Source organism: Pseudobacteroides cellulosolvens ATCC 35603 = DSM 2933 (genome assembly GCF_001262605.1).
GTDB classification, from domain to species: domain Bacteria; phylum Bacillota; class Clostridia; order Acetivibrionales; family DSM-2933; genus Pseudobacteroides; species Pseudobacteroides cellulosolvens.
On the sequence record NZ_LGTC01000001.1, the window covers coordinates 1,096,215 to 1,123,095 of the forward strand.

A 26,881-nucleotide genomic window follows, 5' to 3' on the forward strand; every position below is an offset into this window, starting at 1 on the left:
CATTAAAAAACGCAAAATACCCCCATGAAGATTAATCCTCATGAGGGTATTGCTAGATAGCTGCTCTTTCACATCAAAACGTTCTTGTATTGATGTCTTACTCGGTAAGATTTCCATTTAATTATGGAAGTGGTGCGGCAGCAAAAGCACATATTGGTCAGTAATATTAATTTATTATATATTAAATATACTCTATCAAATCCATGAAATTTTCAACGCTTTCTAATTTCCTTATAAGGCTTATTCTGGCAGAATGAGCTTTTTTATCTTGAGTCTTAACTATAAGTTTCGTATCTTCAATTATCTTTTGGATTTCATTCTTAAGCCGCAATAGTTGGTCCTCTTTGTAACTTGTAAAACAATCCAGACCAAGGATTTTATTGGAAAATACTACTCCACTGTCAACTCTCTTTATATTGATTTTAATTTTTGAAGTATTGTAATCAATAAGCTTTCTTGCTAGATTAAGGCTTCCCAGCTTGTCTATATCCATTGTGGTTCCACAGCTTGAGCATATTAGCAAATCCTTGTTGAACCTGTTCTTTTTGGAATTCCGCCCACAACTGCAGCATGTATAATAAATACCTATAGGGCTTACCTTAATAGGCTTGGGAAGTCCTTTCCATTGAAGCTTGTACTCTAGAAGGCTTACCATTCGGTTATAGTCCTTCCTCTTAAATCGAGGCAGGTATTGATCCAGATCATTATCACTCCACCCCAACCCATCTCCTCTTTGTGAAAGGTTTTGAACTATTATCTGTGCTTTATGAGAAATGGCTATATCGGTAATTATATTAGCTGCTTTATGCAGCTTATTTAAAGGTATTCCTGATGAATCATCATTTTTTTCCAGAGTATCAATCTCACCGGATATTATTATTTCCCCGTGAGAATTCACAACAGTATAATGAAGGTTGCTTTTTAGCCCTCTGCTAACACCCATATACGCCATAGTGCTTATGCTCTTTGACTCACCCGCTTCTATTGATATGGCCAGATAATATTCATTATCCCTTACTAAAAGTCTCGCAGTCTTGAAACACTCGGGTGCTTTAGACGCCTCCTTTATAATCCTCTCCTGCCATTTACCGAAAGAAAGCGGTACAATAATATGAGTTTCCTTCCTTCTCTTTCTTTCCAGCATCTTATTGTCTTTATGAACATGAACCAGGCCTTCCCTTATATTAGCCTCCGCCGCTGTCCTTGCATTAGGACCGTTAAGCAGATAAAGTTTAACATAATACCTGTCCTTTTCCTTGTCATAAAGCAGGCAGTAACCTCTTTTGGTATCGTACCTGCAAAAATAAATAGGACGGAAATAACTGAAGGCTGCTTCTTTATTCACATTTTCCTGGCATACGCTTCCAGTTCTCAAACAGTCGGCCATGGCATATGCAAATTCAAGTCTCAAAGAATCTTTAAACGGCTGTACATCGAATTTGTTCAGCTCCTGACTTAAGTTGCTGTCAATCCATTTTGAAAGTGCCAGTATATTATATTGACCGGCCTTCACTTTAAACCTTTGTTCAAGTTCAGGTAAGCAGTTGCCTGCTTTGTTTATGAGAAATTCAAAGGCCTTGTTATAGCCAAGTAAAGCATCATTAATAATTTGCTGCTTTGCTTTACTTGGCTTATGAAGTTTTAAAACAATTGTCCTCATCCCCATAGGTCAAGACCCTTTCACTTCACACAATTTCCTTATTTTCCGCCGTTATAAGCGGTTAGGTATATCTTTTCCAACTCAGACACCAATGGGAGTCTTGGGTTAGCAGTTGTACACTGATCTTCAAATGCCTTATCTGCAAGCTCAGCAACCTTGGCATTGAACTTTTTGCTGTCAACCTTGCATTCTGCTATTGTGGAAGGCATATTAAGCTCTTTCATAAGATCCTTGATGGCTTTTATCAAGCTTTTTACCCCTTCCTCATTGGTTGATGCAGGAAGTCCCAGTGCTTTTGCTATTTCAGCATATTTTTTGTCTGCAATGAATGTTTCATATTTAGGGAAAGACACAAACTTAGTAGGCTTTTGTGCATTGTACTCTATAACATAAGGTAGAAGTACTGCATTTGCCCTTCCGTGAGGTATATGGAATTCTCCACCCAGTTTGTGAGCAAGGCTGTGGTTTATTCCCAGGAATGCATTTGTAAATGCCATACCTGCTATACATGAAGCGTTATGCATTTTTTCTCTTGCCAACGCATCATTGCCATTCTTGTAGGCCCTTGGCAAGTATTCGAACACCAACTGAATAGCCTTTATTGCCAAGCCGTCAGTAAAATCGGATGCCAGGATGGATACATAGGCTTCAATAGCGTGGGTAAGAACATCCATACCTGTGTCGGCAGTTACTGAAGGCGGTACAGACATTACGTAATCAGCATCTATTATTGCAACATCAGGAGTCAATTCATAATCCGCCAGAGGATATTTCACATTTCTTTCTTTATCGGTAATAACCGCAAAGGATGTAACCTCTGAACCTGTACCCGAAGTGGTGGGAATTGCTACCATCTTTGACTTTTTGCCCAGTTTAGGGAACTTGTAAACTCTCTTTCTTATGTCCATAAACTTAAGCCTTAATGAATTAAAGTCAGTTTCAGGATGCTCATAGAAAAGCCACATTCCTTTAGCCGCATCCATGGCCGATCCGCCGCCTAAAGCTATTATAACATCTGGCTGAAACTTGTTCATAAGCTCGCAGCCCTTCATAACAGTCTCAACAGATGGGTCCGGTTCAACATCTGAGAATATCTCACAGTGAACATACTGCTGTCTTTTTCTAAGGTAGTAAAGAATTTTATCTACATATCCAAGCTTAACCATATATGGGTCGGTTACTATAAATGCTTTTGATATATTAGGCATCTTCTCTAGGTACTGAGTTGAGCCAAATTCAAAGTATATTTTTTCAGGTATCTTAAACCATTGCATATTCACTCTTCTCCTTGACACTCTTTTTTTGTTGATAAGATTTGCTGCAGAAACATTCTGAGTTGTTGAATTTTTTCCGTATGTTCCGCATCCTAATGTAAGAGATGGAGTGTTTGTATTGTAAATATCACCGATAGCACCATGTGTTGAAGGTGAATTGACTATTAACCTTCCCGATTTTAGCCTCTTTGAAAACTCCTCGATTATTTTCTCGTCGTTGGAGTGTATGACGGATGAGTGTCCCAAACCTCCGAATTCAACCATCTGTTCAGCTTTCCTTATTCCTTCCTCAGAAGAATCCACAATATAGTATGCAAGGATTGGGCTGAGCTTTTCCCTTGAAAGAGGGTACTCCGGACCTACATCTTCCTGCTTTGCTATTAGAATTTTTGTATTTTCAGGCACATTTAAACCTGCCATATTTGCTATGGTATAAGCAGATTGTCCTACAACATTTGGATTCATGGCACACTTTACTTCATCTATGGCCAGCTTTGCCAACTTTTTAGTTTCATCTTCATTTAAGAAATAGCATGAATTGTCCTTCATAAATTTTTCAAACTCCGCAGAAACCTCACGATCTACGATAACAGCCTGTTCAGATGCACAGATCATCCCGTTGTCGAAGGTCTTTGACAATATAAGGTCTGTTGCAGCTCTCTTTATATTGGCAGTTTTTTCAATATAACACGGTACATTACCCGGTCCAACACCAAGGGCAGGTTTGCCTGTGCTGTATGCTGCCTGAACCATTCCTGCTCCTCCGGTTGCAAGTATCAGAGATACACCGCTGTGGTTCATAAGAAGTTGAGTCGCTTCAATTGAGGGTTTTTCTACCCAAAGTATGCAGTCTTCAGGAGCACCTGCTTCTATAGCAGCGTCCCTCAATACCCTTGCAGCTTCAGCACTGCATTTTTGTGCAGATGGATGGAATGCAAATATAATGGGGTTCCTTGCCTTAATTGCTATTATTGCTTTAAACATGGTTGTGGATGTAGGATTTGTGACAGGTGTTACAGCAGCTATTACGCCTACCGGTTCCGCTACTTCAAAGAAATCTTCATTTTCATTATCGTTTATTATTCCAACAGTTTTCTCGTACTTGATGCTATGGTAAATGTACTCTGTAGAAAATAAATTTTTTGTGATTTTGTCTTCATAAACACCCCTGCCTGTTTCCTCAACAGCCATTTTAGCAAGTCGCATGTGGTCATCTATTCCGCTTAATGCCATAGCTTTAACGATGGCATCGATCTTTTCCTGATCGTATGTCATGAATTTTTCCAATGCTTTTTGTGCCCTTGAAACAAGTTCACCTATTTCCTTATTAACATTAACCTGCTCATTAACTTGATTGTTTTTAATTTTTTCTGTCATAATGATCACTCCTCTAATCTCTTTATCTTTTTGTCACTTTGTTAATTATTTAACACTCTATTTTAAAAAATCACATGGTGATTTTGTACCTTTATGTTAATGGTACTCCAAGGTAACTTGTTTACCCAGTTTCCTCAAATATATCACTATCTCTTCTACAAGTTTCAGCTTAAGGCTTAAATTAAAAGGAAATTCAGGGTTCTGATGTGCCGGATTCATGGCACGCCCTACTATAAAATGAATATTTGTGCTCTCCTCCAGAAGAATTTTTGCTAGTCTCGATGCTCCATCCTTTTTATTTAGGTTTAGAAAATCCTTCATGGTGCTTTCGGATGAATCACAGGCTTTTATATAATCAAGAGTCTTCCTTAATGTAAGTACACCTTCAGTAGCAAGATCAATTCCATCTATATCAGCTGTTGGTGGTACACTGGGATTGTAGTAGTCAAAGTTTGTCTTTATTTCTTTTTTTAGAACCCTTGCCACTATTTGCGAGGTAGTACCGCCGCAAACTACCTTTTTTCCTTCCAATGCAGTAAAATCATATATGATCTCTCTATCTTCCTGTGAATCTATTGGTGGCCCCACCATTACGTTGAGCCTAACGGGCTTTCGTATATTGACGGTTACCACAGTTGTATCGTCACCGGGCTCCTGGGCATACAGGTTGTCACACACCGAAAGCAGCAGCTTTGTAATTGCTTTTGCAGAAATATCGTTTTTATATGTCCTTTGAATGTACTCTGAAACATTGTTCCACTGCCATCCAAGGTTCAAGGTTTGACCGATTCCGGCATGTATTACTCCATCACTTACTATAATAAACATGTCATCAGGAGTTACCGTAAACCTGGCTTCCTTGATTTTCTTACCGCTAATTAACCTTATTGTTGTTTCTATGTTAAAAGGTTTCCCTTTTCTTAGCCTGAACACAGATGGATTATCGAATTCAACCAGATACCCTTCACCGGAGTTGAAAACCTGAAGTATTGAAAAGGTGGAATACGCAATTCCTCTTTCCCGGCAAACCGGCAGTGTATTTGCAATTGTTTCAACTGCTTCATCGATACTTGAACCGTTTGCCATAATTGTTCCAATAATTTTGGCAGTAAGGGTAGCAAGGATATTTGCCTTAACCCCGCTCCCAAGCCCATCTGCAAGCACTACTACAACGGAATTTTCATCTCTTATGATCTCAACCTTATCTCCGCACAGTTCCTCATTATGCTTGTTAAGGCTTTCAAAACTTGTATCTATATATAAGCTCACTTAACATCACCCATTTCCGACATGATCGACTTTTTGAGCTTGGTTAGTGCAACCTTCGTTTCAGCTGTTGTTTCTCCTAAGAGGCTGGCAATCTCTTGTGCAACTCTCATTTGCTTTTCTATTACCTTTTGTGCAAGCTCCACATTCTCTTCACGGATTTTATGCATCTTTTGTATTTGTCTTTCCTCATCCGTTATATCCTTTATAACTACAACTACTATGTTTTGGTCGGGTACGTAAATTATGGACTGAGTGACAGTCATGTCGTACTTTTCATAATAGTATTTTTCATCATATATATTTTTCTTACTGTCAATAACAAACTGGAAATCTCCGCATTCCAATACCTCAAAAATACTTTTACCTTCAAGGGATGATTTATTTAGTCCAAATATCTTCTGAGCCGAGTAATTGGCTTCCTGTATGCACAGCTTCTCATTAAGGGCAAAAATAGCATTTGGTGTAGTGTTAATAATTAGGTTGGACATGGACTCGGCTCTTTCTCTCATATATGGCAAACACATATGGAGTTGGGCTCTGTTGTTATAAACGGCAATTGCTTTGTCCCTGCAGCTTGAATAACCGCATGCCCCGCAATTTAATTCCTTATCCGCTGTAAACTTCCCTATACTGTTCAATATACCTTGTATAGCCGACTCTGAGGGTACTGCACCTTTCTTTTGCATGTCAAAGAAATTTCTTTTTAAATCAACCTTCGAATCTCTCGTACTTACAAGTTTTTCTTCTTTTAATCCACGTTTTAAATAGGTTAGCAACCTTCTTCTTGCCTCTAAAAATCCACCCTTTATATGCTTCATGCATGGACCGCCAATGCATCCGCCTGAACAGCTGTTCATTTCAATAAAGTAATTTTCAAGGCCGTCATTTTTTATAGAATCCAGTATCTTTATGCATCTTTCTACTCCATCCACACTGAGACACTGGTAATTTTTATTGTTTCTGCTTTCAAGCGTTTTAATAATTCCTCCGGGAACTGGATAAATTCTTGCTCTAAGCTCCCTTACTCCCTTTATTTCATCAGTTAAATCGATATCATCGGTAATACCTTCCTCTAAAAGCCATGCATCCAATTCTTCAAATGTTATTGCTGCATCTATTACTCCTCTGGTTTGAAGATCATTACACTCATCCTTTTTAGAAAGGCATGGTCCAATAAATACTACCTTTATCCTCGGCCCATACATTTCACGAAGCATCTTTCCATGGGCTATCATTGGAGATACAACTGGAGCCAACTGGTCTACCAGCTCAGGATAATATTTTTGAACAAGCAGTGTAATTGATGGACAGGCAGAAGTTATAATATTTTTCATCTTCTTTTCTTTGATCAATTGATCATACTTCTTGGAAACCTGTGCAGCACCTACCGCTGTTTCTTCTATATAAGTAAATCCTAACTTTTTCAAAGCTGCGTATAACCAAACCTCGTCGGCATTTTCAAAAGCGGATACGAAAGAAGGTGCAAGGCTCACATATACCTTTTCCTTTTTCCTAATAAATCCCTTTACCGTGTCCACTTCACTTTTTACAATCTTGGCATTTTGTGGGCATACCGTAAGGCAATTTCCACAAAGCATGCAATCCTCTTCCACAATACGTGCCTGATCATTAATAAAAGCAATGGCTTTCACGGGGCAGCTTCTTATGCACTTGTAACAGTTTTTACAGTTTGCTTCTTTAAATTGAATAATGCTCATATCATAACCTTCTTACTATATACTCTTGGAATTTTTCTGCCGCATTGCCTATCGTAAGTTCGTCAATAAATTCATCTTCAACTTTTACAGAAACACCTTTTGTACACCGTTCCAGGCAAAAGGATGCTTTTAGTTCAACCTTATCCTGAAGCTTGTTGTTTTTAATAATTTCCTGAAATATTTGTATTATCTGGTATGATCCTTTTAAGTGACAGGAACTGCCAACACATATGCTCACCTGAATCATTCGCAATCCCCCCAAGCTATAGTGTTAAAATTAGTTTGTTAACTATTTAACAATTTAATTATACTACTTTGATAAATATTTGTCAATGTGAGATTGATAATTTTTTATCAATCATTAATCATTGCATTATAAAGCATTTCTTGATCTGATGGTTTCGCCAACAGGGTGTTTGCTTTTATAGGTGAGCTTCCAATCCTCCGGTTTGAGCCTTGAAACACTTACAGTTGTTTTTTTGCGATCTAAGTACTGCTGATAAGTTATGTGTCTGCATGGGTACTCCCCTTCTGGACTTTCGAAAAAGTCTTTAAATAGTATAACATCTGCGAAAGAACATACCGCTGTCGCATAATTATCCTTAATTCCATTTCCGCTGATATGCTTGTAGTAGTCACAGTATTCACAATTATTCATAATCAACACTCCTTTTATGGCCATTTCTTTTACAGTCTTTTTATTACAACCGTTTCAAAGAAGTCTCTGACATTATCTGCAGATAATGATACAACCTCTTCACCATCTATCTTCACTGATACGGCATTTGAACAGTGCCCCAAGCAAAGGGCCGGCTTTATACTCACTTTCTCATCAAGCTGTTTTTCTTCAATAATCTGCTGTAGTTGATTTATAATGTTGTAGGCCCCCTTAATGTGACAGGCACTACCAATACAAACAGTAATACTTAACAACTTAACCACCACCTATCATTTATTACTCCTATGAAGAAGTTTATGGTTTCTTTTGAGAATGCCATTATATAATGCTACTATTGTCGGATTTTCCTCAGATCTCTTTATAGCTGATGCACTATCTGCATTATATATTCCTTTTGTCCTTTGTATCCTATCATTTAACGAATGTGGAATAGGTTGACCTGCACCGCCGATACACCCTCCGGGGCACGCCATAACCTCAATGAAGTTATAGGATTTTTCACCATTTATAACAGACTTTATAAGATTATCTGCATTTTTAAGTCCATGGACAACAGCAATTCTAATGGTTTTGCCGTTTAATTCAACTTCCGCTTCCTTTACACCCTTCATCCCTCTGATTCCTGTAAATGCAAGGTTCTTAAGGCTTGAAGATGATTTATCCATATAACAATGCCTTAATACAGCCTCCGCCACACCACCTGTTACACCAAAAATTATTCCGGCTCCGCTTGCAAGCCCAAAGGGCATATCAAGTGCTTCATCTTCCAGCTCGTTAAATACTATTCCCTGCTCCTTTATCATCATGGCCAGCTCTTGAGTGGTAATGACCATATCAACATCATACTCGCCATTATTGAAATTTTCAGGTCGCACAGCCTCATACTTCTTTGCAGTACACGGCATAATAGCTATTACAACATTGTCTTTTCCATCTGTTTCCTTTAAGCTTCTGAACTGCTCTTTTATCACGGCACCAAACATCTGCTGGGGTGAGCGGCAGGATGAAATGTTTTCGGTAAGCTCAGGATACTTTTGTTCAGCAAACTTGACCCATGCAGGACAGCATGAGGTAAATAGTGGCAATTTGCTTTCGGAATCCAGATGCTTTTTAAATTCCTCGCTTTCTTCTATTACTGTCAAGTCAGCTGCCAGTGCCGTATCGTATACCTGGTCAAATCCCATTTTTCTTAATGCTGCTACAATCTTACCCATGGTTACTTCGCCTGCTTTAAGTCCAAATTCCTCGCCCATTGCAACCCTAACTGCAGGGGCAATCTGTGCGATAACTCTCTTATTTTTATCGTGCAGCACGTTCCAAGCCCTGTCTATATCCTTTTTGATAACAAGTGCACCTGTCGGACATACTGTCCTGCACTGTCCGCAGTTGACACAGTCAACCTTATTCATTGCTTTGTTAAACGCAGTGGTCACCTGTATTTTAGCACCTCTGTATGCAAAACCCAATACGCCAACTCCCTGAACCTCTTCACACATTCTTACACAGTCACCGCACATTATGCATTTATTAGGATTTCTTACTATTGAAACACTGCTGTCGTCTACATGAAGGTCTTTCTTCTCTTCCTCAAACCTAACCTTTTTTACACCAAGGCGTATGGCAAGTTCCTGCAACTTGCATCTTCCGTTCTTCTCACAGACAGTACAATCCCTGTCGTGGTTTGCCAGAATAAGCTCAAGAATCATTTTTCTGTGCTTTTTCAGCTTTGCTGTATTGGTATATATCTCCATACCGTCTTTTGGCGGTGTAGAACATGATGCAATAGTTCCTCCCCATTTATCTTCAACCATGCACATCCTGCAAGCCCCATAAACACTAAGTTCTGAGTGATAGCAGAATGTGGGAAGGTCGATCCCGCATTTTCTCACTATCTCCAAAAGATTTTTTTCATTACTAAACTCCACTCTTTGACCATCTATTAACATGCTTCCCATAAATTTATTCCTCCTTTACCGCTGAAAACGGACAAGCCTCAATACATGCACCGCACTTGATACAAGTATTCTGATTGATCACATAAGGATTTTTAATTTTACCTTCAATGGCACCTACAGGACATACCCTCGAACACTTGCTGCAGCCTTTGCAAAGATTTTCAACTATTACTATGGAATTTAGTGCCTTACAGGTATGTGTTGGGCACTTCTTATCAACAACATGTGCCATATACTCATCCCGGAAGTATTTCAAAGTACTGGTTACCGGACCTGCTGCACTCTTACCCAGTCCGCAAAGGGCAGTGCTGCTTATGGTATCAGCCAGTTCTTCCAGCATATCAAGGTCTTCTGTAGTTCCCTTTCCTGCAACAATTCTTTCAAGTATCTCCAGCATTCTTTTTGTGCCTTCCCTACAAGGAACGCACTTACCGCAGGATTCATTCTGTGTAAAATTCATAAAATACCTTGCGACTTCAACCATACAGGTGTCTTCATCCATTACCACAAGTCCGCCAGACCCTATCATTGCACCAACTTTTTTTAATGAATCAAAGTCCAGAGGAAGATCAAGATGTTCTTCAGTGAGGCAGCCTCCAGAAGGTCCTCCGATTTGTACGGCTTTAAACTTTTTGCCGTCCCTAATTCCACCGCCGGTATCAAATATGATTTCCTTTAGCGTTGTGCCCATAGGAACTTCTATAAGTCCGGTATTGTTCACATTACCAGTTAGTGCAAAAGCTTTTGTCCCCGGGCTTTTCTCAGGTCCTATGGATTTGTACCATTCACTGCCGTTTTTTACAATCAGCGGTATATTTGCAAATGTCTCAACGTTATTTAACACTGTGGGTTTTTCCCAAAGTCCTTTTTCAACTGTTCTTGGAGGTTTAACCCTCGGCATGCCCCTTTCGCCTTCAATTGAGGCGGTTAGAGCACTTCCCTCCCCGCATACAAAGGCTCCTGCTCCCTTATTTATGTGTATATCAAATGAAAATCCCGAGCCCATGATGTTCTCACCAAGTAAGCCGTATTCCCTTGCTTGTTCAATTGCAATTCTAAGTCTTTCAACCGCCAGAGGATACTCTGCCCTCACATATATATAACCATCGGTGCTTTTAGTTGCAAATGCAGCAATAAGCATTCCTTCAATCACACGGTGGGGATCACCCTCCATAATACTTCTATCCATAAAGGCACCAGGGTCACCTTCATCACCGTTGCATACCACATACTTAACATCGCTTTGCTGTGATAGCACCTGCTGCCACTTACGTCCCGTTGGGTAACCTCCGCCCCCTCTACCTCTAAGGTTTGAGTCGGATACTATCCTGCATACATTATCAGGATTCATCTCTAAGAGCATTTTTACAAAGGTCTCATATCCGCCTTTTGCAACATATTCCCTAAAAGATTCGGCATCAATGCTACCACAGTGATCAAGAACCAATCTGGTCTGCTTTTTATAAAATGGAATTTCTTCCTGTGTTTCATAAATTCTTCCATCAAAGCTGTACAGAAGCCGCTCAACCGGCTTGTTTTCTATCAATGTTGTTTCAACAATTTCCTTACAATCTTCTATGGATACCTTAACATATAGATAATTGAAAGGTTCTATCTTAATTAACGGGCCCATTTCGCAAAATCCATGACATCCGCTTTTTTTGACTCCTATACCTTCTTTTTCCTCTTGCAGTTCCAGATCAACTAAAAGTCCTCTTTCTTCAACCATTGCCTTGATTGTTTTGTATATTTCAATGGAGCCGCCCGCAACGCAGCCGGTCCCGGCACAAACAAGCACTTTTTTCTTTTGATTTTCCAAAAGACCCGATACTGCTGCAGAGAATTCTTCAAATTTATATTTATCCTTAATTTTCATCTGAATTCTCCTTTCTTATCTCATTAATTACATCTATAGCCGACTCAGGCGTCATCTTTGCATATACCTTATCGTTTATTGTTATAACCGGAGCTAGCCCACAGGCACCAAGACAGGACACAGTTTCAAGGGTAAAAAGCATATCATCAGTCGAGTGCTTTTTATCACTTAATCCCAGCTCTTTTCTCAATGCATTTAAGATGGGTATCGACTTTCTTACATGGCAAGCCGTGCCATCACAGATTTTTATAATGTATTTTCCTTTGGGATCAAGAGAAAAGTTTTCGTAAAAAGTAGCTACACTAAATATCTTTGAAAGAGTAATCTCCATCTTCTTAGATACATACTCCAGCACATCCTCAGGCAGGTATTTATATTCACTTTGAATTTCCTGAAGCACAGCTATTAATGAAGATTTTTTATTTTGGTATCTTTCCAATATCTCATCAACATTGGAATATTGATTAATCTTACACATCAGTAACACCCCACATCCATTTTGTACATTGTATACATACCAAAACGAATTCGTTAATTATTTATCAATCTAATATTAACGCAGATATGACTTTGTAACAACGAAAAAATTATCTATATGCTGGTGTGTTTTTAGGGGTTGATATTAATAGATACGGTATGAAAATTTGATGTTCAGAAAATGAAATGGACAAAATCACTTACAGTTTTGCTTACTACTTGCTTTTTGTCATAACAAATGTTATGTTAATACTATATTAGCTAATGTAGGAGTGATTTACATTGCAATACAGCTTTATCAAAGAAAATATCTCAAGGTGCAACAGAAACTTTCTTATAATAAACCTCATATTTACATTATTAATTATTTTAATATCTAAAAATACTGTAAATGACTATTACAACATGATTTTTGGCCCTTTTTCAGTTGATAAGTATGTGTTTATTAATAAACCAGATGATCAGAAAAGCAATGGCTTATGGTCTAAAAAAGTTTATCTGGATGAAAAAACGTCAATAAAAAGATTTTATATTGATAATAAATACTACTTGAAGTTTGATGATCCTAACACGTTTCATTCTGGAGTAGAACAAGTTTATGAAAACAGCCTTAACTATAAATTGTATATTAATCCCTTAAAGCCTATTTATGGTACTTCCGGTGAGTATATAATTTCAAGCATTGGTGATAAATATATGATCATAAAGGTCAAAAAATATGATGAAAACATGACGTCCTTTAAAGGTGTTGTCGTCGAAACTGGAGACGATTTCCCTCCTAGCATAATCAATGAGTCTGATCTTGATATTGATAAGAAAAAGGTGTTGCCTTTTATTTTTGATACAACAAGAGGTATTGAAAAATTCTACTACGTATGGGCACTAATTATATTAAGTATTTTTTCTGTAAACATATATAATTACATAAAAATTATAAAAATAAAAATAGACTATAGAAAACATCCCATTTATAACAAGCTTGCCTTTTTTGGTGATAATGCTTGTATTATGGACCAAATTGATAGTGAAATACAGGGTTCTCAGCACTCAAAACAGAAGACTATATACACCGATTCATGGGTCATTTGGAGAAAATTATTGACTATAGGTATTTATAAAAGCTCAAAACTCAATAAGGAATAACAACAATATAACGTTATGCTGTTATAGTAATTATATTTTTTTAACCTTCCGATTTCCTCATCTGTCATGCTTTTATCAATACGATCAAAAAGTATACAATATTACATTTGATGCTACCTTTTTATAATATAATATAAAATTATAAACTTACATATAAAAATAAGGGTGTTGTCTTTATGACAACACCCTTATTTTTCAAATATTACTCAACAGTAATATCCTTTAAGTTAATCTTAACTTTATCTTTGAATGTCTTGAGCATATCATCTTTGGACTTAATCTTACCAGCGAGGTATGATCTCATAACATCGATAAATGCATTTTCAATTGTATCATCATACTTGGTAAGAATCTTACCATTGATTTTTTGTACGAATGGCTCATAGAATTTGAATACGTTAGTACCCATGATCTTACTATCTTCTGGTGAGCCTTCACCTATTGCCTGCAAGTTGTTCGGGAAGTCCTGATTGTTAGCTGCCCATTTCTTCATAAATTCTTTATCAGTTGTAAAGTACTTAATCAACTCCCAAGCAACATCTTGATTTGTTGACTTGCTGTACATACCAAACCAAGTTCCACCCCAGAAGAATGGGAATGGTGGTTGAGCTAAGCCCCATCTTCCGCCATCAGCAGCTTTTTTGTCGTTTGAACCAACTATCCATGGAATACCCCATGTTGGGCATGCCCATACGAGAGCTTTTTCATCATCAGCAATAGCAGCTGACCATCCTGGTGACCACTGGTCGAGGGATGCTTCATATTTGTTATCTCTTAATTGTTTAGCAAAGTCGATGAAGTCTATCATCTTCTGGTCTATATTAAGTTTGTTATCTACAACCCATCCTGCACTACGTCCACCGAGGTATAACTTCTGTGGCTCTTCAAAAGTTGGGAACAATGAAGCTTTTCCACCGCTCTTTTCCTTCAATGTCTTAGCAGTATCTAACATTTTCTCAGGAGTAGAAAGCATATCAGCAATCTGAGCAGCATCATCAGTTCCGAGGTATTTCTTGGCTAATGGTTTTTTATAAGCCAAAGCACCTGCTGCAGCCTGGTGAGCAATAGCTCTAAGAACACCGCTCTTGTCAGTTCCTACATCAATAGTATATGGAACCATGTTACCAACATAATCTTTTGCTCTTTCAGTTATGTCTGCAAATGCATCTGGCATATCAATAAATCTCTTAACAAATGCAGATTCAACACCAAATAAGTCTGGTGCGCCTGAACCAGCTCTTATAGCTGATGTAAGTTTGTTCTGATACTGTTGGTCTTTATCAGGAATAACTGATAAATTAACTTTAACATTTGGGAAAGCTGCATTGAATTCTTTAAGAATGTTTGGAGCTTCATCCTTGTTGAAGTACCAGAATGAAACTTCGCCTTTAACATCTGCCTTGTTTACAGCTGAAGGAGCCGCTGAAGGAGCATCTGAAGGAGCTGCTGAAGCTTCAGTTGAAGGACTTGGTGCTGGGGATTCGTCTGTTCCACCTGTTTCACCGCCACAAGCAAACAATGTGGACATCATGGAAACGCATGCTACCACTGCCAATAGTTTTTTGAACCTTTTCATTAATTTTCCTCCTTGTATTTATTATATTTATATCAGTCCATATAAATATATGGAGTAATACCTACAATAATAAGGATATAGAGTATTTTGATATTTAGAACAAAGAAATCAGTATATTGTTATGTAATTTCTATATTTATCAACTAAACTGAACTGAACCCTATTTTCTACTTACTTTTATATTATAACAAAATATTTTTTAGAAGACCATATATTTTTAATAATTTTATTAAAAAATATTAAATTTTTTTTAAAAATATGTGAATTTTTTAACGCATGCAGACTACTACTCTTATTCATATAATTCATATAATTCATATAATTCATTGGTATACCTCCTGCAGAAGCAAAGTTAAAAAATTAGCGGTTAAGAATAAAATTATGCAGTAACATTTAATTCTATACTAAATTAAAAGTGTTATAAAACTTACATTTGTCAGAGCAAATAAAAAACTGATTTATTGGGATAAATGTAAATGATTTCACTTTTAATATAAATATAGAAAACATAAAAAAAACAGGTATTTCGTTATTAAGAAATACCTTAAGCTTAATAGATTATTTATTCTAAGGAGCGAATGTTATGTATTCGTCAACTTGTACACTTATCTTTTATCTCATCCTTATTTGTAATACCATTTTGTAATATTACAAACGATGTTTTTTTCTATCTCTCTAATAGCATTATAGCATAGCTTATATAGAATTCCAAGGATAATTTTTAAAAAAAATTATTTTTTCTGGAGATTGTAATGTTACAAAATACTAAAATCCGCATTATTCTTCATTTTACAGAAGAAAATAATGGATGAGTTACTTTCAAAAAAGCAAAGGATTTTCTACAATAAAAGATCATTAACTTTACATTTGGCAAAACGTGTAATAAAAGTATGTGCAAACAATGGCGAATACTCTTTGCTGAAATCCGCCAAAAAATAATCGCTATAAAAATCAATTAATTTTTATAGCGATTATTTTTATATTTTTAAATTTAAATTACTATCCTATTACGTATTTAATAATCTGCTGATGTCTTGTTAAAGTTTTTTGCAACTATCATAACATCATTCATATTAATACTTCCATCACCATTTAAGTCATTAATATCATCATAATTGGAACTTTCTTTAGTAGCATTGAATGACTTGGCAAGCAGAAGTATATCAGACATGTTTATGCTATTATCTCCGTTCAAATCACCTGCAAAAAGTGCTAACGGCTCTGCCTGTGAACTTATGACCGTATTGGCAGCATTACTTATATGGCTTATTGTTCTTGAAACATATCCTGCTTTACTGATTTTTATACTATATGAATCAAGTGCTTTGAGAATATTGCCAATTTCAAAATATCCTTTCGAATCACTCGTTGTACTACTAGAGGATTGTCCAGTAACTTCAACCTTGAAACCATTTTTTAGTGCTGTATCGGTAAAGTCAGGTTTAACATAGCCTGACGCCTTATTACCTGCTCCACTCGTCGGTACTGTTGGTGTTGGAGTGTTGCTTGGTTTTGTACTTGTTGGTGTCGGCTTTGAAGTTGATGGTGATGTTGAAACTATAGGTCCATCATTATACTGGGATAAGCTGATACCGTTAGCTCCAAGAGGAACCTGATGGTCCAGACCTACAAATTTACCTGCCTTGTTTTGCCATAATGCAGGCTTTAACAATGCATACTTTTCTTCATCCCATGTTATAAAATCATGGGTTACAAGTCCGCCAGTATCTCCTGAGTTGGCATTGTAGCACCAGAATGTGTGATGGATTTTATTTTCAATCATAAAATCTCTTAAAGCTTCCATCCATTTTTCATTAGGTCCGCCGTCCATGAATCCGCCCCATTCACCCATAAGGAGTGGAGCAATATTCTCCTCATTTATAAAAGCCCAGTTATCTCTCCAGCAGTCATTATATAATGTTTCCTTTGTAAAACCTTCATAAAACCATTTTTGCTGATATACCAATGGACCATAGTCATGTGGAGAGTATACCAGCTGGCTGTTGCCAGCACCTAAATCCACAGGATAATCCTTCACACCTCTAAGACTTCCGCCCCACCAGGTAAAGTAATATTTGCTTTCCGCTCCCCATGCATCCTTTGCAGTATAATCATAATCAGGCTTTGGATAAGCTTCAACACCTTCAACCATTATTAAAAGGTTTGGGTTTATGGCCAATACTTTTTTACCTGCTTCTTCAGCAACATATTTCCAGTTTGTTTTGTCTTTTGAGTTATCCCATTTTGCAAATTCTGCCGACTGGTTGGGATTACCGTGAGGCTCGTTCTTTAAATCAATAGCAAGAATTGTATCATCATTCTTGTATCTTTTTGCTATCCATTCCAATGATTTGTAAAAATCTTCAGTTGTGAACGACCCATCATACCATAAAGGTATTGTATGTCCCATAGCTGCTGATGGAGCACTGTGTATATCCACCATTACTTTTATACCATATTCCTTACAATTGGACAGAGCTATGTCAAAAAGCTCCAAGCTGTTTTTTCCTTTTAACTCAGGATTTACAAAGTCATTAACCTGTGACTTGGGATAGATTCCTGCAGCCCACTCGTTTATTATCTGAACAGACATTGGTATTCTTAAAAAGTTGATACCCCTGTCAGCCATGTTTTTGAAAGCTGCCTTCATATTACAGCTCCATACTCCGTCGAAAACTCCTGATCCTGTATTAAAACCAAACCAGTTTGTACCTGTCAGCCAAACTTCTTTGCCATCCTTATCAAGGATCTTGTTACCTTTTACATGAAGCCAGTCGTCATTACCTGGAGCACTTAAAGGATCTGCTGCATCCGCAGCGTTGACAACAAAAGATACCGGTAATAGGGATACTAACATTGAGACAACCATGATGAATGTGATGATTTTTTTTGTACACAAGACTTTTTTCATAAACTTATACCTCCAAATTTTTTAGGATGCTGCAAAACAATATTTTGCAGCAATCCATTTTTCTCTATATATTTATTATATTTTAAAATACTACTTCAGAATAATCTGCTGTAGTCTTATTAAAACGCATAGCTGCTATAACAACATCACTCATATTAACAGTGCCGTCCAGATTAATATCTGCATCTTTGTTATAATTTGCTGCTTCAGATGTACTGTTGAATGCTTTTGCAACAACTATAATATCCGACATGTTAATTGTGCCGTCCTGATTGCTGTCTCCACCCCAAATAAGTATTGGTGACTCTTGAGTTGATAATTCAATGTTGCTGTTTTCAACAATGATATCACTTATTGTCCTGGAAAGCATTCCACTTTTCTTTATAGTAAGAGTGTATCCGGAAGCATTGGGTGCTATATTTTTCAACTCAAAGTAACCCTTTGTGTCTGTTGTCGCTGAAATTGCTGTACCGTTTAATTTTACTGTAAAACCGGTTAATAACCCGGCAGATGTTGCTGTAAAATCAGGCTTTATATATCCTGATATTGTCTTTCCTGTTTGAGGGCTTGTAGGTGTGTTGGATGGCTTGATTGGTGTGCTTGAAGGTTTCGTAGGCGTAGGCTTTGGATTATCTCCAGGCTCTGGACCGTAAACCAATACTCCATCGTCATAAACCGGTATAAACTTGGTCAGTGAACCTTCCCAACTTGATGAAGTTTCAAGATCCTGTGCAGAAAAATCATTTTTCGCATCCCATGCATTAGAACCATATGGGAATTTAACATTAAAGCTGATTGTCTTTTTGTAATTATTAACTCCGCCAGGATACATTGTAAATCCTGTAAAGTCAATATCAATATAGTAAATATTTTTTGATTCATCCCAGGGAATCAAGCCTGTTACCTTTGCGGCACTAGTTCCACTAACAGAAATCTTGTAATCCTCAGGCTTAAGCCCTGCTTTTAATCCTTCAGAAATATCTATAAAATATTTACACGAAAGCTTATTGCTGGATCTTGCAGGCCAAGCAGTCTGGTTTCCAAGTGTAATTGTTATCATGGCAGCATCACCCTGGATAGCTACAGCTGACATTGTCAGGTATTCATCAATAGGTTCTTCTATAGCTTTAAAATCAGGAATAGGATTTCCACCGTATTTATTGTACATTCTCGCCAATATTCCTACAAAACCTGCATTATAGTCACAGGCTACTTCGTTGTTTTCATAGTTTTTAACATCATCCATATAACCGTCTGTGTTGCCAGGTCCGCCTACAAGTGCACCATACAGTACATGCCTGTGATAATTGGGTATGTCACAGTCCAGGTAACCCATCCAGGAACCGTGTGCAGTTCTGTGATGAGGTCTTTTTGGTGGATTTACGCCAAATCCGCAAACATAACTTCTTCCGGTGCTTCCTAATGCATAATCAATCTGGCTCTTTGCAAAGGCTTTGTACGAAGTTACCTTGTCTGCACTGCATACCTTTGAATCAGCATATACATCAGCAAGGAATGCCTCTGTTGTTGCATATCTTAATGATCCCCATCTATCAAGCCAGGCAAGGCCTTTTGGAGTATATGTTATCTTTTCGGATCCATTACCTGCCCACCAATCCAAATGTCTTTCAATGGATTCTTTGTATAATGGCTTGTCTGTTTCTCTTGCAAGGAGCAGCAAAGCACCAAATAGCTTCTGATCCCAACAATGTGCCCACTTATACTTGATTAAAGTTGTGATTCCTTCCTTTTCCCAATTGGATTCGAAGGATTGAGCTTTTTCAAGATACGTTTTATCATCTGACGCATAGTAAAGCCACATAGCAGCCCAGGTAAGTTCATCATAAAAACCGCTCCATGAAGCGTAGAAACCATCTGCAGCAGTATAACCCTTATCGCTTCTCGTTTTATCCGCAAATGCATAAAGCTCTTTTGCATGCTTCAAACACTCTGCAGCATATGTAGGATTTGTAGGCTTGAAGATGGCAGCAGCTGAAGCTAATGCAGCAGCAGTCTCAGCTACAACAGCTGATCCGGGGTTAGCTTCTGTCAAAACATATGATGGTCTCTTCATAACCTCAAGTACTACCTCGGCAGGTCCCCACCAGGAATGGTCAGCCTGACCGTCACCAACCTGATAGTAATAAACATTTGGTGAAGGATGGCATTTAATAAAGTAGTCTGTTGCCCACTTTATGTTGTCCAAAATGTATGGGAGCTGACCGCTTTTTTCATAAGCATCCCTGTTCTCATAAACACTCCATGCAAGCATTGTTGAAGTATAAGCCATAGGTAAATTGAATTTTACATGGTCTCCTGCATCATACCAGCCGCCTGTCAGATCAACATTATGATCAGCTCCGTCAGTCATACCTGAGTCACCACGCCAGTTGTTACGACTGTCTTCAGGAATATCACCTGCACGTTGGAACTCATAAAACATGATTGCTTTCTGCAATGCTTCGCCATAATTGTAACTTGCAGCAGCATTTAAAGTTGGTCCTGAGACAGTAAATACCGTTGTAAGCAAAAACATAGCTGAGAGAACAGAAACTTTTTTTAGGAAACTTCTTTTCATAGTACACATATACCTCCTATTTTTTTATATGTCTTTAGGATACAAAATAAGTAATGAGTAAAATATTACTTCCGCTTTTGAGCGGGTGTTGACGAGTTAAGTCAACACATGAGCGAAATTTATAGCGGAAGTTATATTTTAGTTATTACAAAAAAGCAAAATTTTGCATACTTATTCACAGTAAGTATAACATTTTGCTTTTTGTTTCTTCAATTGCACAGCTTGGCATATTATAAACATATTTGCATTTTAAATGCGTAAGTAATATTTGAGTCCTTCCTCATGGTCTGTCACTTTTGTTATTTAATTCTCTATATTCGGTAGGGGTCATATTTGAATACTTTTTAAATGTTTTTGAGAAATACTGGGAGTCTGAAAAACCCACCAATTGTGCTATTTCATAAGTTTTATACTTTCCGTCCTTCAATAGTTCCTTTGATTTTTCCACCCTTATTTCATTTAGAAAATCAATAAAGTTTTTCCCAAGCTCCTTTTTAAACATCCTGCTTAGATAAAATGAGCTTACATATATGTTTTCCGCAACCCTTCCAAGGGTTATAGGCTCGTTATAGTGGTTATTCAGGTAATCTACTGCCTTCTGAACCATCAACTTTATCCTCTTGTTGTTAAAGTTATTGATTTTTGAAGCAACATCTATTGCAACCTCCTCCAATAACGAGTTTAGGTCCTTTATGTTATCACAGTTTTCTGCATATATATAGAAACTGCTGATCTTACTGGAGCCTGATTGGCCTCTGTCATCGTCTGCTGCATTTATGGACAGCCGTATATTGTTTATGGAAGATGTTACGTTTACAAAATATATTTTCAAATATGCCATATTTCTTTCATTCTCTTCTAATGAAGATATGAATTCTCTAATACTCTGCAGCTTGGTTCTGACTTCACTAAGATCACCTGACTTTATACCTGCTAAAAGCTCATTACTGTATATCTCAAGCATTGAGTAGTTCTCATACTTGAAGAAAGAATTAAGATCTTTATAGAAAATAACAAGGTTATTACCTAAATAATATTTAAACCTTAATGCCTCATGGCATTCGCTTAATTTAGCCGGCAATTCCAGTGCACCCACACCCTCGGAGCTAACAGAAACTGAAATATTAAAATCGTAATAGTTTTGAATTATTTGTTGAAGGCTCAGACACTTCTCTTCCACCAATTCTGCATAACCGTCATTATATTCTCTCATATGCAGTATAAAAGCTGTCCACTTGCTTTCAAGAGAAATGCTTATTACATCAAAAGTATCCTGAAAAAGATCCTTGAAAGTATTAATTATACCCAATTGATGAAGAGGCTTATACCTGTCAAAGCTGCTTTCATTACCTTCCTTGACTTCATTTTCAACAAGTATCAGAAAGAAATTGCTTATTTCAAGATTGAAAAGCTCCATTTTGGCCTTGATATCCTTAGGGTCCTTATTAATAGCATATATTATGTCATATAAAAACTTTTCCCTTAAAATAGGAATATTCTGCTCAAACAAAACTTTTAATTTATTAATTTCTTCATTTTTGTCTCTGGCACTTTTGAGTTCAGAAACAGCTTTTTCAACCACCTCATTTAAAACCTCAATTTTTGATGGTTTTAATAAGAATTCAAAAACCCCGTATTTAATGGCATCCCTTGCAAACTCAAAGTCTCTGTGGCCTGTTAGAATTATTATTTTGCTCTCAGGCACAAGATCAATTATTTCACTTATCATTGTAATTCCATCCATACCGGGCATTTTAATATCAGTAAAAATTATATCCGGCTTTACTTCCTTTATGACATCTATAGCAGTCAAGCCGTCTCCCGCTTCAGCACATACCTCGCAATCGTACTTATGCCAATCAATAACATTTTTTAATCCTCTTCTGATTATTGGTTCGTCATCAACTATTATAACTTTGAACATAATTCCCCCACCTCAATAAAATATGAATTAACTGTTTACACATTAATACAGCAATTTTGCTTTTTCTATTTTTATTAATCTTTTATCGGCCCTTTAACCGGTATTGAAACAGTTACCTTTGTAAATTCGTCTTTTTCACTGGTTATACTAAGGCCGTACTTTTCGCCATAAAACAGCTTTATTCGCCTGTTGACATTTTCTAATCCTATACTTTTTCGCTCTTCGTTTACCCGCACTCTAAAATATGTATCGTTATCAAGTTCCAGGATTTCATTAAGTGCTTTCAAACTTTCCTTATCCATTCCTATTCCGTTATCAATAACCTCTATTACAAGAATACCATAGCTGATAAAAGTATTAAGCCTTATGACCCCAACATCATTTATATTTCCAATTCCATGGTAGACAGCATTTTCAATTATTGGTTGTATCAACAGCCTGGGTATGTTTATTTCGAGGATGTCGTTGTTTTCAACATATACATTTAGCTGTATCCTATCTTCAAAGCGTTTTTTTAATATGGAGATATAATGGTCAATATATTTAAATTCATCCCTTAACGGTATAAGTTTATCATCTCTGCCGATGCTTGCCTCCATCAATGAAGACAGAGCTGTAACAGTCTCACTTATTTCAGGGACATTCTTTAACATAGCCATCCAATTTATAGATTCCAAGGTGTTAAACAGGAAGTGCGGGTTAATTTGAGACTGAAGTGCCTTCAGCTGAGCTTCCTTTCTAGTAATTTGCTCCCTGTAGATCCATGTAATAAGATGGCTGATTTCCTTAGACATTTCATTAAATGTCTTGGTAATAAAACCGAGCTCATCATCTCTATCCACCTCTACATCAACATGTGTTCCTTTTTGAATTTCCTTCATACCTGTAACAAGCCGTTTTATTGGAATAATAAAATCATTTGATACTTTTCTGTTCAATAATGTGAATAATAAAGCTGTAACAAGGCATATGCAGATAATTATTATCCTGAAACTGTATATATCTTTGTACAGTATATCCAGTGGTATATATGAAATAATCTTCCAGGCTGGATCTATCATTTTTACATAAGTAATCAGTGCCTCCTCACCCTTATCAACAAAAGACCCTTCCCTCTTTTTTATATCTTTTGAAATATTTTTAGTAAAATTTTGAGGAAAATCATTATTCCGGCTTACAATAGACTCGTTCTCGGCAGAAACTACAATTACATCCTTCATGTCATTGTTAGCAAGACCTTTATACACTGATTCGAAAAAGGCCCGGTTTATGCGAATAACCATAAGACCTATTTCTTTAAAGTTATCTCTGTCGTATACAGTTCTCACCAGAAAAATCTGTTCTGCCTTGCTTGTATTCCTGGTAAAATACCATCTTACCTTGCCATGACCTTGCCTGGCCTTCACAATCATTTCATCGAACTTAACAAGTTTTTCTATACTTTCTTTTGAACTACTGCTATCTTTGAAAAATTTCACTTTTCTGTCTGCAGACTCAAAGTATATTCCTTGTATCTCATTCCTTGTATTTGTATATTTTTTCAATGTGTCCATTGTTGAGATATTTCTTTTATACTTATCAAGGCTTGAAGCACTGTTTTTATCCTTATCCTTCAATCTTTCATAAATATTATTGTCGTAGAGTAATTCCTGGGACATACTTGTAAGACTGTTTATACAGTCAGAAAGCCTTAGCTCAATAGTTCTCATTATATATAAGGAGTAATCAATGGATTTACTCTGAATAATTTTTTCAGATATCATACAGCTTGCAAGGCCAATAATAATTACAGGTATAAGAATTTGAAAATATGATATCAAAAGCATTTTATGTTTGATCGGAAGATTTTTGTATAATTGCCTAAGTTTTGTCAAAGGATTTTTCATTTATTTGCCCCCGTGCTGAACTATCATAAGAATGACTAAAATATTACAAAGCTTAATTTATAAGGCCTCGCGTTCTTAAATTTTTCATATATTCCACCCATACTTCATCTGCTTTAGCCTTATCTTCAAGAATATATGGAAATTTAGTAACAATAACTTCTTCCCAGGCTGTTCTGTCAACATAGCTGTCAGGCGGACCCACCAACTCATTGGCACTGTTAATAAGATCAAGACCTCTTAATGTCAAATAGTTATAATTAAGCCCTTTTATGTCAATATCTATGTTGCTAATCATACCTGTCTTGAATGAAAATATTTGTGCAGATCTTTTTGATGTCAGTGCCTTAAGAAGTTTGATTGCTGCTTCTTTCTTATCTTTGTTTTCCCATGCATTCCGACTTATATAAAAAGTACCGCACCCTAACCCATTTATCATTGTAGGACTTTTAGATACCCCCTCTTTTATCTGAGGAAATGGTATGATGTCATATGTTTTCTGATTTTCCTTTATCTTTCCTATAAACCAAGAGCCTTGTGCAATCATTGCAGCATTTTTTTTAAGGAACATATCATCCCTTGCCTTGTTGTCCATAACACTGGCTTCATCATAAGGCGGAAAAGCGTTCAAATCATGAAGTTCCTTCATATATTTCATTGCATCAATATAGCAATCTTTGATTGCTCCTCCAAAAACAGGATATTCAAGAACATATTTTCCACCTAATGCGGCAAGTATGTTCTGGTATAAATATGTCCCCTCTGAGCTGTAATTAAGTGCTATTGGTGTTATACCATTGGCCCTGAATTTAATAACTGCTTCTTTTAACTCTTCATAATCTTTTGGCACATTAACATTGAATTTTTCAAACAAATCCTTATTAATGAAAAGACCCTCAAATATTCTTTCAAAAGGTAATCCGTATATCGACCCTAAATCGGTGGTATAGTCCCATCCGCTATCTTTAAAAGTTTTTTTCCACTCGGGATCATTATTTAAAAGCTCAGTTAAGTCAGCTACCTTACCTGCTTTTATCAATGCCTTAATATCTGATCCTGGCCATAATCCGAATACATCAGGGTCATAGCCGGACGCAAAATCGGCTTTGATTTTTGGCAGGAAATCATCACCCGATACAGAATCGTTTATTATTTCAATGTCTTTATTACTTTCCATAAATTCAGTAAAAATATCATTTAAAGGCTCTGCCTGTGGATCAATGCCTCCCCAACTACTGATAAACCTTAATGTTGTCTTCTCCTTTTCAGAGCTTGTATCAATATTATCGGCAGGCCTTGAATAAAGATCACATGAAGTGGAAAGTAACACAAATGATAAAATTAAAATGCAGAAAAGTCCGCACCTAAAGTATTTATTAATATTAAACCGCCTCCCCTATGATTTAATATTATAACATGTATAACTGCATATCCTACATAAAAATACTATTAATTTTTACATATTATAATTATATAAAATATATTCTAAAAATGTAATAAGTATGGTGTATATTTTATTGTCATATTTTGCTTGATATTGTTAAAATAATTGTCATCTTTTGAACAATTATCGCAACGATGCTCAGGAATCTTTAAAGTACCCGATCTGTCAAATTTTAACATTATAGACTTTTAAGTTTTTCTATTTCTGCAGTTTTTATTTGAAGAATTTTCTGAATCTTTTCTGATAAAATGGTAAGAAGGGATTTAGCAATATTGAAAAGTTAGCAATAATTTGATTTTAATAGGCGTGCCATGACATTAAAAAGCCCTTACTTTACCAGTCAATATACAATTTCTCTTAAAGCGACTTTAAAAAGTCCAGTTTCTTGTAATCCTTGTCAAATCTATCCTTGATAAATCGTTTGGTCACCCTTGAAAGTTCTTCTAATACGCTGTCAGAAACCTCAAAGCTAAAAAGATCCTTGATATTGCAGTGTATTATGTAATAAATTGCCTTTGCTGCTCCTATAGACAATGCCTGAGCGTTTATATCTTCTATAGTACATGAATTGCACAGGAAACCGCATTTTTTAAAGCTGAAACTCATTTTATCCGTTTCAAGGCTTCCGCAGTTAATACAACCGCCTACATATGGTGCATAACCTAGAATTGACAAAAAACGCAGCTCAAAAATTCTTGTAAAAAGTTCACTGCTTCTATCTGTCTTATCTATAAAATGCAGAGTATTTAGAAGAAGTTGAAGGGTTTTCACCGCAGGCTGTTCCTCTTGAATTATATCATTGACAAGCTCTAGGATATGAGCCGAATATGTAAGTTTAAACACATCACATCTTAATCCGTAAAAAGGCTCCAAAACGTCACAGGAACTTATGGTATACATATCCCTTCCCTTAAACAGCACAAAGTTGCTGTAACACATAATCTGAGTTCCAGCAACAAGGTTGCTTCTGGGACGTCTGGAATTCTTTGCAAAAGCCGATATTTTCCCCCTGTTTTTTGTCAGAATGGTAACAATTCTATCGGCTTCACCTGTATTAACTTCTTTAATAATTATTCCATCGGTCTTAACGTAACTCATTTTTTTCCTTTATTCTTAATGGAAGCAATACGAGCTGTC

At 36.7% G+C, this 26,881-nt stretch carries 18 protein-coding genes; 1 reads left to right on the forward strand and 17 read right to left on the reverse strand.

Annotation, left to right across the window (positions count from 1 at the left end; all coding sequences use genetic code 11):
• Window positions 1–181: 181 nt before the first annotated feature.
• The 10 genes from Bccel_RS04575 to Bccel_RS04620 form a co-directional block, all read right to left on the reverse strand.
• Window positions 182–1,666: a zinc ribbon domain-containing protein gene (locus Bccel_RS04575; RefSeq protein ID WP_036940311.1), complete on the reverse strand. Its 1,485-nt coding sequence runs from the start codon at window positions 1,664–1,666 to the stop codon at window positions 182–184.
• Window positions 1,667–1,698: 32 nt separating this feature from the next.
• Window positions 1,699–4,311, reverse strand: coding sequence for a bifunctional acetaldehyde-CoA/alcohol dehydrogenase (gene adhE / locus Bccel_RS04580; RefSeq protein ID WP_036940313.1), 2,613 nt, complete (start codon window positions 4,309–4,311; stop codon window positions 1,699–1,701).
• A gap of 96 nt (window positions 4,312–4,407) precedes the next feature.
• Entirely contained in the window at window positions 4,408–5,580 is a 1,173-nt protein-coding gene (locus Bccel_RS04585; RefSeq protein WP_036940317.1) for a SpoIIE family protein phosphatase, read from the reverse strand.
• Window positions 5,577–7,298, reverse strand: coding sequence for a [Fe-Fe] hydrogenase large subunit C-terminal domain-containing protein (locus tag Bccel_RS04590; RefSeq protein ID WP_036940319.1), 1,722 nt, complete (start codon window positions 7,296–7,298; stop codon window positions 5,577–5,579). Before Bccel_RS04590 ends, Bccel_RS04585 begins: the two co-directional genes overlap by 4 nt.
• Window position 7,299: 1 nt before the next feature.
• Window positions 7,300–7,545 (reverse strand): (2Fe-2S) ferredoxin domain-containing protein, encoded by a 246-nt coding sequence (locus tag Bccel_RS04595; protein ID WP_036940321.1) that lies wholly within the window; start codon window positions 7,543–7,545, stop codon window positions 7,300–7,302.
• Between the two features lie 126 nt (window positions 7,546–7,671).
• Entirely contained in the window at window positions 7,672–7,956 is a 285-nt protein-coding gene (locus Bccel_RS04600) for a hypothetical protein (RefSeq protein WP_036940324.1), read from the reverse strand.
• 29 nt (window positions 7,957–7,985) lie between these two features.
• On the reverse strand, window positions 7,986–8,231 hold the full coding sequence (locus Bccel_RS04605; protein WP_036940327.1) for a (2Fe-2S) ferredoxin domain-containing protein: 246 nt from the start codon (window positions 8,229–8,231) through the stop codon (window positions 7,986–7,988).
• A 15-nt stretch (window positions 8,232–8,246) separates the two neighbouring features.
• Complete coding sequence (locus Bccel_RS04610; protein WP_036940330.1) at window positions 8,247–9,932, reverse strand: [FeFe] hydrogenase, group A; 1,686 nt, start codon at window positions 9,930–9,932, stop codon at window positions 8,247–8,249.
• 4 nt (window positions 9,933–9,936) lie between these two features.
• A complete protein-coding gene (locus tag Bccel_RS04615) occupies window positions 9,937–11,808 on the reverse strand; it encodes an NADH-quinone oxidoreductase subunit NuoF (protein ID WP_036940333.1) in 1,872 nt (623 codons plus the stop codon).
• Complete coding sequence (locus tag Bccel_RS04620) at window positions 11,798–12,286, reverse strand: complex I 24 kDa subunit family protein (protein WP_036940336.1); 489 nt, start codon at window positions 12,284–12,286, stop codon at window positions 11,798–11,800. Before Bccel_RS04620 ends, Bccel_RS04615 begins: the two co-directional genes overlap by 11 nt.
• Before the next feature lie 281 nt (window positions 12,287–12,567).
• Here Bccel_RS04620 and Bccel_RS04625 point away from each other — a divergent pair, with 281 nt between their 5' ends.
• On the forward strand, window positions 12,568–13,428 hold the full coding sequence (locus tag Bccel_RS04625; protein WP_036940339.1) for a hypothetical protein: 861 nt from the start codon (window positions 12,568–12,570) through the stop codon (window positions 13,426–13,428).
• Window positions 13,429–13,630: 202 nt separating this feature from the next.
• Here Bccel_RS04625 and Bccel_RS04630 read toward each other — a convergent pair whose 3' ends face one another.
• The 7 genes from Bccel_RS04630 to recO form a co-directional block, all read right to left on the reverse strand.
• Window positions 13,631–15,004: an ABC transporter substrate-binding protein gene (locus Bccel_RS04630; protein WP_036940342.1), complete on the reverse strand. Its 1,374-nt coding sequence runs from the start codon at window positions 15,002–15,004 to the stop codon at window positions 13,631–13,633.
• A 1,015-nt stretch (window positions 15,005–16,019) separates the two neighbouring features.
• The gene (locus tag Bccel_RS04635; RefSeq protein ID WP_050753119.1) at window positions 16,020–17,915 is read right to left on the reverse strand and encodes a cellulase family glycosylhydrolase; all 1,896 of its coding nucleotides are present in this window, start codon (window positions 17,913–17,915) and stop codon (window positions 16,020–16,022) included.
• A gap of 82 nt (window positions 17,916–17,997) precedes the next feature.
• Entirely contained in the window at window positions 17,998–20,493 is a 2,496-nt protein-coding gene (locus Bccel_RS04640; RefSeq protein ID WP_050753120.1) for a glycoside hydrolase family 9 protein, read from the reverse strand.
• A gap of 280 nt (window positions 20,494–20,773) precedes the next feature.
• Complete coding sequence (locus Bccel_RS04645; protein ID WP_036940345.1) at window positions 20,774–22,417, reverse strand: response regulator transcription factor; 1,644 nt, start codon at window positions 22,415–22,417, stop codon at window positions 20,774–20,776.
• A 74-nt stretch (window positions 22,418–22,491) separates the two neighbouring features.
• Window positions 22,492–24,303, reverse strand: coding sequence for a cache domain-containing sensor histidine kinase (locus Bccel_RS04650; protein WP_036940347.1), 1,812 nt, complete (start codon window positions 24,301–24,303; stop codon window positions 22,492–22,494).
• 52 nt (window positions 24,304–24,355) lie between these two features.
• Window positions 24,356–25,630, reverse strand: coding sequence for an ABC transporter substrate-binding protein (locus Bccel_RS04655; RefSeq protein WP_242853101.1), 1,275 nt, complete (start codon window positions 25,628–25,630; stop codon window positions 24,356–24,358).
• A 471-nt stretch (window positions 25,631–26,101) separates the two neighbouring features.
• On the reverse strand, window positions 26,102–26,842 hold the full coding sequence (gene recO, locus Bccel_RS04660) for a DNA repair protein RecO (RefSeq protein WP_036940353.1): 741 nt from the start codon (window positions 26,840–26,842) through the stop codon (window positions 26,102–26,104).
• Between the last annotated feature and the right edge of the window lie 39 nt (window positions 26,843–26,881).